This is a genomic window from Streptomyces canus (assembly GCF_030815415.1).
Lineage (GTDB): Bacteria > Actinomycetota > Actinomycetes > Streptomycetales > Streptomycetaceae > Streptomyces > Streptomyces canus_F.
The window spans coordinates 2,112,249-2,126,045 of the sequence record NZ_JAUSWW010000001.1 but is presented as its reverse complement, the minus strand read 5'-3'; the positions used below and the strand labels follow the sequence as shown (position 1 = coordinate 2,126,045).

The window sequence follows — 13,797 nt, the reverse complement described above, 5'->3', positions numbered from 1 at the left end:
CGATCCGGCATACCCCGCCGCGACGACCTCAGACCTCATCGTCGCGCAGGAATCTCCGAACGATTGCCCGGCCGACCTCGATCGGTGATCGTGGCACGGAAACCCGCCGTCGGCACCACGCCTGCCAGCGCGACAGCCGCGAACGTGACGAGTGACACCTCCGTGGCGGCGAGGGCCACCCCGAGCGTCGGCCCGACGTTCATCGCGGTCTGCTGCAGCCCGCCCGCCACCCCGGCCGACCCGAGCGGACTCTCCCGCACGACGACATGGGTGGCCGCCACCATGACGGTCCCGAACCCCGCCCCCAGCAGGGCGAATCCGGCGCCCAGCGCGAGCGCGCCGGACGCGTGGGAGAGCAGCAGGATCCCGGCGGCGAGAACCGCCGTCGCGCTCGTCGTCGTGCGGCGGGCTCCCGCGCGGCGCAGCAGCACGGGGCACATCGCGGCGGCGGCCACCATCGCCACCGCCAGCGGGAGGCAGCGCAGGGCACTTTGGAAGGGGTCGAGGCCGAGCGTGTACTGCAGGGTGTAGGTGCTCACGAACAGCGTGCCCGACAGGGCGGCCGACGCGGCGACCAGGACGCCGAGCGGTGCGCCGGGGACGGTGCGCGGTATCAGCGGGCTCGCGGTGCGGCGCTCGTGGCGTACGAAGGCGACGCCGGTCACCGCGGTCACCACCAGGCCGAGCCAGTGCGGGGAGACCAGCGTGTGGACCAGGAACCCCAGGGCCACCGCGAGCAGCGCGGCACCGGGCAGGTCCAGACGGACCCCGGTGGCCCGCTCCGGTTCCCGCACCGCCAGGGCGAGCACGCCGAACACCAGCGCGGGCACGACGTTGACGAAGAACACCGCCCGCCACCCGGACCCGGCCACCAGTACTCCGCCGACCAGCGGGCCGACCGCGGCGGCCACCCCGATCGCCGCGGTGCGCACGGCGATGGGCCCCCGGAGCCGGTCCGGCGGGTAGGCGACGCGCAGCATGCCGAGGGTCGCGGGTTGCAGCAGCGCCCCGAACACCCCTTGGACGACCCGCAGTCCGATCACCCAGCCGACGCCGGGCGCCAGTCCGATGCCCGCCGACGCCACCCCGAAGCCGAGCATGCCGATCCCGAAGAGCCGCCGGTGCCCGTAGCGGTCGCCGAGCCGTCCCGCGAACACCAGCAGACTCGCCACCGCGATGAGATAGCCGGTGCTGGTCCACTGGACCTGGGCGAAGGAGGTGCCCAGGTCCCTTTGCAGGGTGGGCTGGGCGATGGTGAGGACCGTGCCGTCGAGGGCGACGATCACGGCTCCGGTCACGCTGCCCGCGAGGACGAGACGAGGGTTCACCCGTCCTCCCGGCCGAGGTGCGCGTCCAGGGCGTTGCGCAGGAGGGGCGCGAAGTCGTCGGCGCCTGTGGCCAGTTGGAGGCTGCCCCAGCCCCACAGCTGGGCGATGCCGTGCAGGTTCGCCCACAACGCACCGGCGACGAGGCGGGCGTCCGCGTCCGGGCGGGTCAGGGCGACCAGCTCCACCAGGCGGCCGAAGAGCGGCAGACTGGTGTCCCGCAGGCCCAGATGACCGCTCTCCAGCAGATCGTGACGGAACATCAGCTCGTACATGCCGCGGTTGTCCAGCGCGAACCGCAGATAGACCCGCCCCAGCTCCGTGAGCCGGTCGCGCGGGCTCGCGGCGCCGTCGTCGGCCGCCCCCGCCCTCTGCGCCAGCTCGCCGAAGCCGTGGCGCGCGATGGCCGACAGCAGCTCCAGATGGGTCGGGAAGTAGCGGCGAGGCGCACCGTGCGAGACGCCCGCCCGGCGGGCGATCTCCCGCAGGGTCAGCGCCTGCACGCCCTCCCGGGCCACCAACTCCACTCCGACCTCGACAAGCCTGGCCCGCAGCCCGCTCTCCGGTTCATGCATAGACACTGTCTACCAGGGTCCGTAGACAGTGTCTACCCGCTTCCTTGCCGGGAATGCGCGCACCCCCTGTGCCGGTTGACCCATGCATGACTCAGGACGCGACGCAGAACGCACTGCTCGGGCTGCTCTCCGAGGGCCACGGCGGGGTGCTGGTCACCCTCAAGCGCGACGGCCGGCCCCAGCTGTCGAACGTCAGTCACGCCTACTACCCCGACGAGCGGATCATCCGGGTCTCGATCACGGACGACCGCGCCAAGACCCGCAACCTGCGCCGCGATCCGAGGGCGTCCTACCACGTGACCGCCGCGGACCGGTGGGCGTACACGGTCGCCGAGGGGACGGCCGAGCTCACGCCGGTGGCGCGGGACCCGTACGACGAGACCGTCGAGGAGCTCGTCCGGCTGTACCGCGACGTCGTGGGCGAGCACCCCGACTGGGAAGACTTCCGGGCCGCGATGGTCCGCGACCGGCGGCTGGTGCTGCGGCTGAAGGTGGAGCGGGCGTACGGGATCCCCAAGGGAGCCGACCTGGGCTGAGGCACTGGGCGTCGCGGTCGGGCCGTCATCTCCGCGCGTACCGGCCGCCCCTGAATCCGGCCGGTACGCGCGGAGCCCTCCCCCCCCCGGACCGGCTGCGCGCGACGAGCGCCTGTTCTTTTCTGCTCGTTCCGGCCGATGTTCTTGCCGAAAACGTCAACTGTCAACGGGGTGGAGCGGTTCGCGTGGTCCTAGGACCCGGGGCGCAGGGCGGACGACCGATGGTTTCGCGATCACGCGCTGCCTAGGCTGCCCGAGGAGACGCCACGCTCGGGAAGAGGTCATGATGCCGGTCCACGGCCGCAGTCACATCCGTATCGCCCGCCCGTCCCGCGACCTCGCCGCGGCCGAGCGTTTCTGGGCCGACGGGCTCGGTCTGGCCGTCGTGTGGCGGGCCGAGGGCGGCACCGAACCGGGCCACCACGACCTGCTCATGCTCGGCTGGCCCGACGCCGGCTGGCACCTGGAACTCGTCCACGACCCGGCCCACCCCGTCGAACCCCGGCCCACGGAGGAGGACCTCCTGGTCGTCTACGTCGACGGTCCCGTGCCGCAGGACCTGGTCGCCCGACTCGAACAGCACGGCGGCAAGCGGGTCCCCTCGCCCAACCCCTACTGGAACGAGTGGGGCGTGACGATCGAGGACCCGGACGGATACCGGCTGGTGCTGTGCGAGCGGGCGTGGTCCAACTCGTAGGGCAGCCGGCCCGGCTGTGCGAAGGGCGTCGGGCCACTTGGCCGGGGGTCCGGCGTGGCCCGGGCCCGACCTGGCTCAGGGGCGGCCCGGCCCAGGCCTCCCCGGACCGCCTTGCCGCCGGGTATCCCGGCTCGTGGGCGCGCTGCCTCGGCTCGCGCAGCGTCGGTCCGACTCGTGGTCTCACCGTATCGACTTGCGCGACCACCGGCCCGACTCGCCTGTGGACCAGTCCGGTTCGTGGGCGTCCCCGCCTCGGTTCGACGCGGGGACGCCCGACAGGAATCGAGCCGATCCGACACGCGGCCGTCCGGCCCGACTCCCCGCCCGTTCAGGCCCCGACGTACTCCGCCAGGTGCTGGCCCGTGAGTGTGGAGCGGTCCGCGATCAGCTCCGTCGGGGTGCCCTCGAAGACGATCCGGCCGCCGTCGTGGCCGGCGCCGGGGCCGAGGTCGATGATCCAGTCGGCGTGCGCCATGACCGCCTGGTGGTGCTCGATGACGATGACCGACTTCCCGGAGTCCACCAGCCGGTCCAGCAGGCCCAACAGCTGCTCCACGTCCGCGAGATGGAGCCCGGTCGTCGGCTCGTCGAGGATGTAGACCCCGCCCTTCTCGCCCATGTGGGTGGCCAGCTTCAGCCGCTGCCGCTCACCGCCCGACAGCGTGGTCAGCGGCTGCCCGAGGGTGAGATAGCCCAGCCCGACGTCCGCGAGCCGCTCCAGGATCTTGTGCGCGGCCGGCGTACGCGCCTCGCCCGCGCCGAAGAACTCCTCCGCCTCGGACACCGGCATCGCGAGCACCTCGCTGATGTCACGGCCACCGAGGTGGTATTCGAGGACCGCCGCCTGGAACCGCTTGCCCTCGCACTCCTCGCAGGTGGAAGCCACCCCGGCCATCATCGCCAGGTCGGTGTAGATGACGCCCGCGCCGTTGCAGGTCGGGCAGGCGCCCTCGGAGTTGGCGCTGAACAGGGCCGGCTTCACGCCGTTGGCCTTGGCGAACGCCTTGCGGATCGGCTCCAACAGGCCGGTGTACGTCGCCGGGTTGCTGCGCCGCGAGCCGCGGATCCCCGTCTGGTCGACCGTGATCACGCCGTCCTGCCCGGACACAGATCCGTGGATCAGCGAGCTCTTGCCGGAACCGGCTACCCCGGTGACGACGACCAGCGCGCCCAGAGGGATGTCGACGTCGACGTCCTGGAGGTTGTTCGCAGCGGCGCCGCGTACCTTCAGTGCCCCCGACGGCTTGCGTACGGTGGGCTTCAGCGAGGCCCGGTCGTCCAGGTGCCGTCCGGTGAGCGTGTCGCTGGACCGCAGCCCCTCGACGGTGCCCTCGAAGACCACCTCGCCACCCGCGGTGCCGGCGCGCGGGCCGAGGTCCACGACATGGTCGGCGATCTCGATCGCCTCCGGCTTGTGCTCCACGACCAGCACGGTGTTGCCCTTGTCGCGCAGTTGCAGCAGCAGTTCGTTCATCCGGCGGATGTCGTGCGGGTGCAGCCCGATCGTCGGCTCGTCGAAGACGTACGTCACATCCGTGAGCGAGGACCCGAGGTGGCGGATCATCTTGGTGCGCTGCGCCTCGCCGCCGGAGAGGGTGCCCGAGGGGCGGTCGAGGCTGAGGTAGCCGAGCCCGATCTCGACGAACGAGTCCAGCGAGTGCCCCAGCGCGGCCAGCAGCGGCGCCACCGACGGCTCCTTCAGGTCACGGACCCAGTCGGCCAGATCGTCGATCTGCATGGCGCAGACGTCGGCGATGTTCCTGCCCTTGATCTTCGAGGCCAGGGCCTCCGCGCTGAGCCGGGTGCCGTCGCACTCGGGACAGGTCTGGAACGTCACCGCCCGCTCCACGAAGGCACGGATGTGCGGCTGGAGGGCGTCGACGTCCTTCGACAGGAAGGACTTCTGGATCTTCGGGATCAGTCCTTCGTACGTCAGGTTGATGCCCTCGACCTTGATCTTGGTCGGCTCCTTGTGGAGCAGGTCGTGCATCTCCCGCTTGGTGAACCTGCGGATCGGCTTGTCCGGGTCGAAGAGGCCGCAGCCCCGGTAGATCCGGCCGTACCAGCCGTCCATGCTGTAGCCGGGGATCGTCAGCGCGCCCTCGTTGAGCGAGAGGCTGTCGTCGTACAGCGCCGTCAGGTCGAAGTCACTGACCGAGCCCATGCCCTCGCAGCGCGGACACATGCCGCCGAGCCGATGGAACGTGGCCTTCTCCGCCTTGGTCTTGCCACCGCGCTCCACGGTGATCGCTCCGCTCGCCGACACCGACGGCACGTTGAACGAGTACGCGTTGGGCGGGCCGATGTGCGGCGTGCCGAGCCGGCTGAAGAGGATGCGCAGCATCGCGTTGACGTCGGTCACGGTGCCGACGGTCGAGCGGGCGTTGGCCCCCATCCGCTCCTGGTCGACGATGATCGCCGTGGTCAGTCCGTCCAGTACGTCGACCTCGGGCCGCGCCAGCGTCGGCATGAAGCCCTGGACGAAGGCGCTGTACGTCTCGTTGATCAGCCGCTGCGACTCCGCCGCGATCGTGTCGAACACCAGCGAGCTCTTGCCCGACCCGGAGACACCGGTGAACACCGTCAGCCTGCGTTTGGGGATCTCGATGCTGACGTCCTTGAGATTGTTCTCGCGCGCGCCGTGCACGCGGATCAGATCGTGGCTGTCGGCGGGGTGCGGCGTGGTCGGCTGGGGGGTCGTCCTCTTGGTGGCCATGCTGACTGCTCTCCATCGTTCGGCTCGATCTCACCGGCTCCGAGCATTAGGTCCGATTTCCCTGCGGGAACAAAGCGTTCCGCGTCGTTTCGCGCCTGGTCAGTTCCGTTCCTGGATACGGACCAGATTGCCCGCGGGGTCACGGAAGGCACAGTCACGCACGCCCCACGGCTGCTTGATCGGCTCCTGGACCACATCGGCCCTCGCCTGAAGCCGGTCGAACACGGCGTCGAGGTCGGCGGTGGCCAGCACGATGCCCGCGTAGGTGCCCTTGGCCATCATCGCGAAGATCGTGCGGCGCTCGTCCTCGGTGACATCGGGGTCGATGCCCGGCGGATGCAGCACGACCGAGGTGCCGGGCTGACCGACGGGACCGACCGTGATCCAGCGCATCGAGCCCTTGCCGACATCACCGCGCACCTCGAATCCGAGGAGATCGCGGTAGAAGGCCAGCGCGGCGTCCGGGTCGTCCTGCGGGAGGAAGCTCGCGTGAAGGGTGAGGTCCATGGACCTCACGCTAGGCGCGCCCCCGGGGCGGGTGCTTCTCGAAAACTGACGGGCCGTGGCGGAGGCGGCGGTGCTTGCCTGCCGGGCCCCGCCTCACTAGCCTCCGCGCGTGATCAATGGGGCACATGTGGTGATTCACAGCCGTGACGCCGAGGCGGACCGTGACTTCCTGCGGGAGGTGCTGGGCTGGTCCCACGTCGACGCCGGGCACGGCTGGCTGATCTTCAAGGCACCTCCGACGGAGGTCGCCTGCCATCCCACGGAGGGGGCGGCGGCGTACGAGCTGATGCTGATGTGCGACGACATCGAGGCAACGACCGCCGAACTCGAGAACAGGGGCGTCGGGTTCACCCGCCCGCTCCAGGACGCCTCCTGGGGACGGGTGACCGGCTTCCGGCTTCCGGGCGGCGCCGAGGTCGGCCTGTACGAACCGCGTCATCCGCGCGCCTAGGCGGGCGAAAGCCCGAGTCCCCGGAGCCGTTACGGCGTCCGGGGACCCGTGCGTCCTGCGAGCGGGGATCAGGCGGTCACGGTCTCCCGCTCCGCCGCCGGCTTCGGCGTGCGCTCGCCGAGCTGCTCCGTCGGGATGCTGTGGGTCTCGCGGGCCGTGAGGACGGCGATGACCGGCGGGACGCACAGCGCTGCGGTGAAGAACGCGACCGCCGACCAGTCGCTGCCGTCGGGGCCCGCGATCTGCGCGGCGAAGGTGACCGCGAACCCGGCCACGGCGAAGCCGATCTGGGTACCGATCGCCATGCCCGACAGCCGGACGCGGGTCGAGAACATCTCGCCGTAGAAGGCGGGCCACACCCCGTTCGCGGCGCTGTAGACGACACCGAAGGTGACGATGCCCAGTACCAGGGTCAGCGGGTAGTTGCCCGTGGAGATCGCCCAGAGGTACACGAACATCATGACCGCGCTGCCCGCGGCGCCGATCAGGTAGACCGGGCGGCGGCCGATACGGTCCGAGAGCGTGGCCCACGCCGGGATCGTGCCGAGGGCGACGAGGTTGGCCAGCGCGCCCACCCACAGCATCGAGGAGCGGCTCATCCCGACCGAGTCGCTGGTGGCGTACGCCAGCGCCCAGACCGTGAAGATCGTCGAGACCGAGGCGATCAGTGCACCCGCGATCACCCGCAGGACATCCGCCCAGTGGTTGCGGGCCAGGAACGCGAGCGGCATCTTCGCGACGCCCTCGGAGGCGGTCTGCTGCTCGAAGGCCGGGGTCTCCTCCAGCTTGCGGCGGATGACGTAGCCGACGACGGCGACCGCGATGCTCAGGAAGAACGGTATCCGCCAGCCCCAGGACAGCAACTGGTCCTCGGGGAGCGCGGCGATCGGGATGAAGGCCAGCGTGGCGAGGAGCTGGCCGCCCTGGGTGCCGCTGAGGGTGAAGCTGGTGAAGAAGCCGCGCCGGTTCGGCGGCGCGTGTTCCAGCGTCATGGAGTTGGCGCTCGCCTGCTCGCCGGCGGCGGAGATGCCCTGGAGGACACGGCACAGCACCAGCAGGACGGGTGCGAGCGTGCCGACCTGGTCGCGGGTGGGCAGACAGCCGATGAGGAAGGTCGACAGGCCCATCAGGATCAGCGTGAAGACCATGATCTTCTTGCGGCCGACCTTGTCACCGAAGTGGCCCAGGAAGAGCGCGCCGATCGGCCTGGCGGCATAAGCCACACCGAACGTGGCCAGCGACAGCAGGGTCGCGGTGGCCGGGTCGGACTTGTCGAAGAAGATCTCCGGGAAGATCAGCGCGGCCGCGCTGCCGTAGATGAAGAAGTCGTAGTACTCCAGCGCGCTGCCGATCCAAGCGGCAGTGGCCGCCTTTTTCGGCTGCCCGACGGCTTCGGCGGGGACGGACACGAGCGTGCTCCTTCGAGGGAACTCCAACGTATGCGGAGTGAGCGGCAGGGGAGAAGGTGCCTGAGCCCTGGGGTGCTGGGTCGGCCGCGCTGAGATCCTCGAGGGCTGCGGTTAATTAACCCACTAGGTAGTTAGTAGCGCTTGGGTAGGGATGTTGCGCCCGCGTTTCCCACGTGTCAAGAGGCCCTGCCGAAGGATCTTCAGTCGGCGGTGCGCTCCGCCGTCAGGTAGGCGATCACCATGTCGCCCAGCATGTTCCGGTAGTGCTCGCGCTGTGCGGGGGCGACGAGGTCGCGGCCGAACAGGGCGCCGAAGGTGTGCCGGTTGGCGACCCGGAAGAAGCAGAAGGAGCTGATCATCGCGTGCAGGTCGACGGCGTCCACGTCGGCCGTGAACAGGCCGGACTTCTGGCCCGTCTCCAGGATCCGGCGGATCACGTCCAGGGCGGGCGAGCCGATCTTGCCGAGCTTCTCGGAGGCGGCGATGTGCTCGGCCTCGTGGATGTTCTCGATGCTGACCAGGCGGATGAAGTCGGGGTGCTGCTCATGGTGGTCGAAGGTGACCTCGGCGAGCTTGCGAATGGCCGCGACCGGGTCCAGATGCTCGACGTCCAGCTCCTGCTCGGCCTCCCGGATCACGCCGTACGCCCGCTCCAGGACGGCCGTGAACAGCTGCTCCTTGCCGCCGAAGTAGTAGTAGATCATCCGCTTCGTGGTGCTGGTGAGGGCGGCGATGTCGTCGACCCGGGCCCCCGCGAAACCGACCCGGGCGAACTCGTGGGTCGCGACGTCCAGGATCTCGGCCTTGGTGCGCGCGGCGTCACGGGTGCGCCCGTTGGGTCGTGCCGGTTCTTCCACGCTGGTCATCGGGTTCCTTCGGGTGTGCGGCCAGTGCCGCGATTCTAGAAGCCCGCTCGCACCCCGCGACGGGTCAGGGCTTCCCAAGCGCACTTTCCGGGTGCTATGACTAACTCACTAGTTCGTACATTAGTGAGCCGCTCAGGAGGTCCGCGTGGCCAAGGACTCGTATCTCGTCGGACTGATCGGTACGGGCATCGGCCCCTCGCTCAGCCCGGGCCTGCACGAGCGGGAGGCCGACCGCCAGGGTCTGCGCTATCTGTACCGGCTCATCGACATCGACGTCCTCGGCGTCGGCCCCGGGGCGGTCGGCGATCTGCTGCGGTCCGCCCGGGACACGGGTTACGACGGGCTCAACATCACGCACCCCTGCAAGCAGCTCGTCATCGAGCACCTCGACGCGCTCTCCCCGCAGGCCGAGGCGCTCGGCGCGGTCAACACCGTCGTCTTCGAGGACGGCCGGGCCATCGGCCACAACACCGACGTGACCGGCTTCGCCGCCTCCTTCGCCCGCGGCCTGCCCGACGTGCCGCTGGAGAAGGTCGTCCAGCTGGGCGCGGGCGGCGCGGGAGCGGCCGTCGCACACGCCACGCTCACCCTCGGCGCGGAGCGGGTCACGGTCGTGGACGCGCTGACCGACCGGGCCGCCGGCCTCGCCGCCTCCCTGAACCGCCACTTCGGCGAAGGCCGGGCCGCCCACGCGACCCCGGACCGGCTCCCGGAACTGCTCGCGAGCGCCGACGGAATCGTCCATGCCACCCCCACCGGCATGGCCGCCCACCCCGGCCTCCCCTTCGCCGCCGAACTCCTGCACCCCGGCCTGTGGGTCGCCGAGGTCGTCTACCGCCCCCTCGAGACGGAACTCCTGCGCACCGCCCGCGCGTTGGGCTGCGCCACCTTGGACGGGGGCGGAATGGCCGTGTTCCAGGCCGCGGACGCGTTCCGTCTCTTCACCGGGCGGGAGCCCGACAGTGCTCGCATGCTGGCCGACATCGCGGAGATGGCTGGGGTTGTCGAGAGCTCGGCGGGCTAGTGCCGCGGCAGGCAACGTTTGCCCCGTCGCGACGCCCGGCACGCACTCTCGCCGCACCGGCCGAAAGCCCAAGTACGTCCAGTACGAGGGCTTCCGGCCGGCACGCCGAGAGCACGCTCCCCCACCCTCGAACCGCGCTTCGCACGGCTCGGGCGGGAGGGACCCCCACGACGCCGCTCCTTGACGGGCAAACGTTGCCTGCCGCGGCACTAGGTCGTATCGATGCTGCGGGCCGTCAATGGCTGGTCGCGCCCCGCGGCGGAGCCGCATATGTACACAGCCCCGCGCCCCTGACGGGGCGCTGTAGGACCGCAGGTCGAAGGAGCTTGCCCCATGCGTACGTCCATCGCCACCGTCTCCCTCAGCGGGTCCCTCACCGAGAAGCTCACGGCCGCCGCCCGGGCCGGCTTCGACGGCGTGGAGATCTTCGAGAACGACCTCCTCGCCAGCCCCCTCACCCCCGAGGAGATCCGCGCCCGCTGCGCCGACCTCGGTCTGGGCATCGACCTCTACCAGCCGATGCGGGACATGGAGGCGGTGCCCGAGGAGCAGTTCGCGAACAATCTGCGCCGGGCCCGGCACAAGTTCGAGCTGATGGGGCGGCTCGGCACCGACACGGTCCTCGTCTGCTCCAGCGTCCACCCCCTTGCCGTGGACGACGACGCCCTCGCCGCCGAACAGCTGGGCCGACTGGCCGACCTGGCCCAGCAGTTCGGCGTCCGGGTCGCCTACGAGGCGCTGGCGTGGGGCCGCCACGTGAGCACGTACGACCACGCCTGGCAGATCGTCCGCGCGGCCGACCACCCGGCGCTCGGCACCTGCCTGGACAGCTTCCACATCCTCTCGCGGGGCTCTGAACCCAAGAGCCTCGAAGCCATCGCGGACATCCCCGGCGAGAAGATCTTCTTCCTCCAGCTCGCCGACGCCCCACTGCTCGCGATGGACGTCCTGCAGTGGAGCCGCCACTACCGCTGCTTCCCGGGGCAGGGTGGATTCGATGTGGCGGATCTTGTACGCCGTGTATTGCATACCGGCTACAACGGTCCGCTCTCTCTCGAAGTCTTCAACGACGTCTACCGACAGGCCGACGCCGGACCGACGGCCGTGGACGCGCACCGCTCGCTGCTGGCGCTCCAGGAGGCGGTCGGCGTCGCACCCCTGCCCGAGCCCGTCGTCCCCACCGGCGTCGCCTTCGCCGAGCTGGTCACACCCGATGCCGGACCGGTCGCGGCGGTGCTCGGCGCGCTGGGCTTCGCCCGCACCGCACGCCACCGCAGCAAGCCGGTGGACCTGTGGCAGCAGGGCGAGGCCCGACTGCTGGTCAACACCGGGCCCGCCGGACGCCGTGACGGCACCGGCCTCGCCGCGATCGGCCTGGAGTCCCCGGACCCGGCGGGCGCGGCCCGGCGCGCCGAATCCCTGCTGGCCCCGGTCCTGCCCCGCCGCCGCGCCGCGGAGGACGCCCCGCTGGACGCCGTCGCGGCGCCCGACGGCACGGAACTCTTCTTCTGCGCGACCGGCCGTCCCGAACTGCCCGACTGGCGGGCCGACTTCGCGGACGTGGCGCACGAAACCGGGGCGGCGGGCGTGCGGCGCATCGACCATCTGGCCCTGGTCCAGCCCTGGCACCAGTTCGACGAGGCGGCCCTGTTCCACCGCAGCGTGCTCGGGCTCCAGGCCCAGGAGAGCGTGGACGTCGCCGACCCGTACGGGCTGATGCGCAGCCGGGCGGTGACGAACCCGGACGGCAGCGTCCGGATCGCCCTGAGCGTCGGCGCGGCACCCACGGACGACACGGTGCACGCCCAGCACATCGCGTTCGCCACGGACGACGTGGTCATGACGGCACGTCGGTTCCGGGACGCGGGCGGTCGCGTCCTGCCGATCCCCGCGAACTACTACGACGACCTCGCCGCCCGCTTCGAGTTCGCCGACGGTGAGCTGGAGACGTACCGCGAGCTCGGCATCCTCTACGACCGGGACGCGTACGGCGAGTTCCGCCACTGCTACACCCGCACGGTCGGCCGGGTCTTCTTCGAACTCGTCCAGCGCGACGGCTACCGCGGCTACGGCGCCCAGAACGCCCCGGTGCGGCTGGCCGCCCAGCACGGCGTCACCGGCGTCTGACATACCGGTGACAGAGCGGGACTCCGGCCGCTCCTTCGACGACGCGGCCCGGGCCACCACGTGGTGGCCCGGGCCGCGTCGTCCGACCGCTACGGCCGGGTGTTCCACTCGGCGATGACCGGTCGGCCGTGTTCCGTGGACAGCCGGCTGACCGTGCCCGTCGCCAGCTGGAAGAGCCGTCCGTCGGCGGGCACCAGGCCCAGCCGGCGGGCCGTCAGGACCCGCAGGAAGTGGGCGTGCGCCACGAGGACCACGTCCCCGTCCGGGAGCGCCGCGTCCACCCGGGCCAGCACCCGGTCGGCGCGTGCCCCGACCTCGGCGGGCGACTCGCCGGGGTGTCCTTCGGGGCCGGGCGGCACGCCGTCGGTCCACAGGTACCAGTCGGGCCGGGTCCGGTGGATGTCGACGGTGGTGACGCCCTCGTAGCCGCCGTAGTCCCACTCGTGGAGGTCGTCATAGGGCAACACCCCTGACAGACCGGCGAGTTCGGCGGTGCGTATCGCGCGGTCCAGCGGACTGCTGAGCGCGGAGGCGAAGGTCCGCCCGGAGAGAAGCGGAGCGAGGGACTTGGCCTGTTCCTCACCGTGCGCGGTGAGAGGCAGGTCGGTCCAGCTGGTGTGCTGGCCCGACACGCTCCACTCCGTCTCTCCGTGGCGGACCAGCAGGAGATCCCCCACGGTGCGCTACTCCTTCGACTCGACGGCGTGGCCGCCGAACTGGTTGCGCAGCGCCGCGATCATCTTCATCTGCGGCGAGTCGTCCTGGCGGGACGCGAACCGCGCGAACAGGGACGCGGTGATCGCGGGCAGCGGTACGGCGTTGTCGATGGCCGCCTCGACGGTCCAGCGGCCCTCGCCGGAGTCCTCCGCGTAGCCGCGCAGCTTGTCCAGGTGCTCGTCCTCGCCCAGGGCGTTCACCGCCAGGTCCAGCAGCCAGGAACGGATGACGGTGCCCTCCTGCCAGGAGCGGAAGACCTCGCGCACGTCGGTGACGGAGTCGACCTTCTCCAGGAGCTCCCAGCCCTCGGCGTAGGCCTGCATCATCGCGTACTCGATGCCGTTGTGGACCATCTTCGCGAAGTGCCCGGCGCCCACCTTGCCCGCGTGGACGAAGCCGAAGTCGCCCTCGGGCTTGAGCGCGTCGAAGACCGGCTGCACCTTCGCGACGTGCTCGGCGTCGCCGCCGACCATGAGGGCGTAGCCGTTCGTGAGACCCCACACGCCGCCCGAGACGCCGGCGTCGACGAAGCCGATGCCCTTGGCCGCGAGCTCCTCGGCGTGCTTCTCGTCGTCCGTCCAGCGGGAGTTGCCGCCGTCGACGACCGTGTCGCCGGGGGAGAGGAGGTCGCCGAGCTCGTCGACGACGGACTGGGTCGGGCCCCCGGCCGGCACCATCACCCAGACCACGCGGGGGGCTTCGAGCTTCTCGACGAGTTCGGCGAGGCTCGCCACGTCGGAGACCTCGGGGTTGCGGTCGTATCCGATGACGGTGTGCCCTGCGCGGCGGATCCGCTCGCGCATGTTGCCACCCATTTTGCCGAGGCCGATGAGGCCGAGCTGCATCG

General features: G+C 70.9%; 13 protein-coding genes. 5 read left to right on the top strand and 8 right to left on the bottom strand.

Annotation, left to right across the window (positions count from 1 at the left end; genetic code table 11):
• Positions 1-35: 35 nt before the first annotated feature.
• A complete protein-coding gene (locus QF037_RS09945) occupies positions 36-1,328 on the bottom strand; it encodes an MFS transporter (protein ID WP_307023720.1) in 1,293 nt (430 codons plus the stop codon).
• A complete protein-coding gene (locus tag QF037_RS09940; protein ID WP_307023718.1) occupies positions 1,325-1,900 on the bottom strand; it encodes a TetR/AcrR family transcriptional regulator in 576 nt (191 codons plus the stop codon). The genes QF037_RS09945 and QF037_RS09940 overlap by 4 nt, the downstream gene beginning before the upstream one ends.
• Before the next feature lie 86 nt (positions 1,901-1,986).
• On the opposite strand from QF037_RS09940, the gene QF037_RS09935 reads away from it, so the two are divergent.
• Positions 1,987-2,436, top strand: coding sequence for a PPOX class F420-dependent oxidoreductase (locus tag QF037_RS09935; RefSeq protein ID WP_307023716.1), 450 nt, complete (start codon positions 1,987-1,989; stop codon positions 2,434-2,436).
• A 286-nt stretch (positions 2,437-2,722) separates the two neighbouring features.
• Complete coding sequence (locus tag QF037_RS09930; protein ID WP_307037082.1) at positions 2,723-3,133, top strand: VOC family protein; 411 nt, start codon at positions 2,723-2,725, stop codon at positions 3,131-3,133.
• A gap of 328 nt (positions 3,134-3,461) precedes the next feature.
• On the opposite strand, the gene QF037_RS09925 is transcribed toward QF037_RS09930, so the two are convergent.
• On the bottom strand, positions 3,462-5,849 hold the full coding sequence (locus QF037_RS09925; RefSeq protein WP_307023714.1) for an excinuclease ABC subunit UvrA: 2,388 nt from the start codon (positions 5,847-5,849) through the stop codon (positions 3,462-3,464).
• Positions 5,850-5,948: 99 nt separating this feature from the next.
• The gene (locus QF037_RS09920; RefSeq protein WP_307023712.1) at positions 5,949-6,356 is read right to left on the bottom strand and encodes a VOC family protein; all 408 of its coding nucleotides are present in this window, start codon (positions 6,354-6,356) and stop codon (positions 5,949-5,951) included.
• A gap of 109 nt (positions 6,357-6,465) precedes the next feature.
• Here QF037_RS09920 and QF037_RS09915 point away from each other — a divergent pair, with 109 nt between their 5' ends.
• Entirely contained in the window at positions 6,466-6,807 is a 342-nt protein-coding gene (locus tag QF037_RS09915) for a VOC family protein (protein ID WP_307023710.1), read from the top strand.
• Positions 6,808-6,875: 68 nt separating this feature from the next.
• Here the strand turns inward: QF037_RS09915 and QF037_RS09910 are convergent, their stop codons facing one another.
• Positions 6,876-8,216 carry an MFS transporter gene (locus tag QF037_RS09910; RefSeq protein ID WP_307023708.1) on the bottom strand — a complete coding sequence of 447 codons (1,341 nt, stop codon included), beginning with the start codon at positions 8,214-8,216 and terminating at the stop codon, positions 6,876-6,878.
• 200 nt (positions 8,217-8,416) lie between these two features.
• Positions 8,417-9,082, bottom strand: coding sequence for a TetR/AcrR family transcriptional regulator (locus QF037_RS09905; protein WP_307023707.1), 666 nt, complete (start codon positions 9,080-9,082; stop codon positions 8,417-8,419).
• A gap of 145 nt (positions 9,083-9,227) precedes the next feature.
• On the opposite strand from QF037_RS09905, the gene QF037_RS09900 reads away from it, so the two are divergent.
• Positions 9,228-10,106: a shikimate dehydrogenase gene (locus QF037_RS09900; protein WP_307023705.1), complete on the top strand. Its 879-nt coding sequence runs from the start codon at positions 9,228-9,230 to the stop codon at positions 10,104-10,106.
• A 333-nt stretch (positions 10,107-10,439) separates the two neighbouring features.
• The gene (locus tag QF037_RS09895; protein WP_307023704.1) at positions 10,440-12,233 is read left to right on the top strand and encodes a bifunctional sugar phosphate isomerase/epimerase/4-hydroxyphenylpyruvate dioxygenase family protein; all 1,794 of its coding nucleotides are present in this window, start codon (positions 10,440-10,442) and stop codon (positions 12,231-12,233) included.
• Positions 12,234-12,322: 89 nt separating this feature from the next.
• On the opposite strand, the gene QF037_RS09890 is transcribed toward QF037_RS09895, so the two are convergent.
• Together QF037_RS09890 and gnd are read right to left on the bottom strand one after the other, a co-directional pair.
• Positions 12,323-12,910, bottom strand: a complete 588-nt coding sequence (locus QF037_RS09890; RefSeq protein ID WP_307023702.1) for a histidine phosphatase family protein — start codon at positions 12,908-12,910, stop codon at positions 12,323-12,325.
• A 6-nt stretch (positions 12,911-12,916) separates the two neighbouring features.
• Positions 12,917-13,795, bottom strand: coding sequence for a phosphogluconate dehydrogenase (NAD(+)-dependent, decarboxylating) (gene gnd / locus QF037_RS09885; RefSeq protein WP_307037080.1), 879 nt, complete (start codon positions 13,793-13,795; stop codon positions 12,917-12,919).
• Positions 13,796-13,797 lie beyond the last annotated feature (2 nt).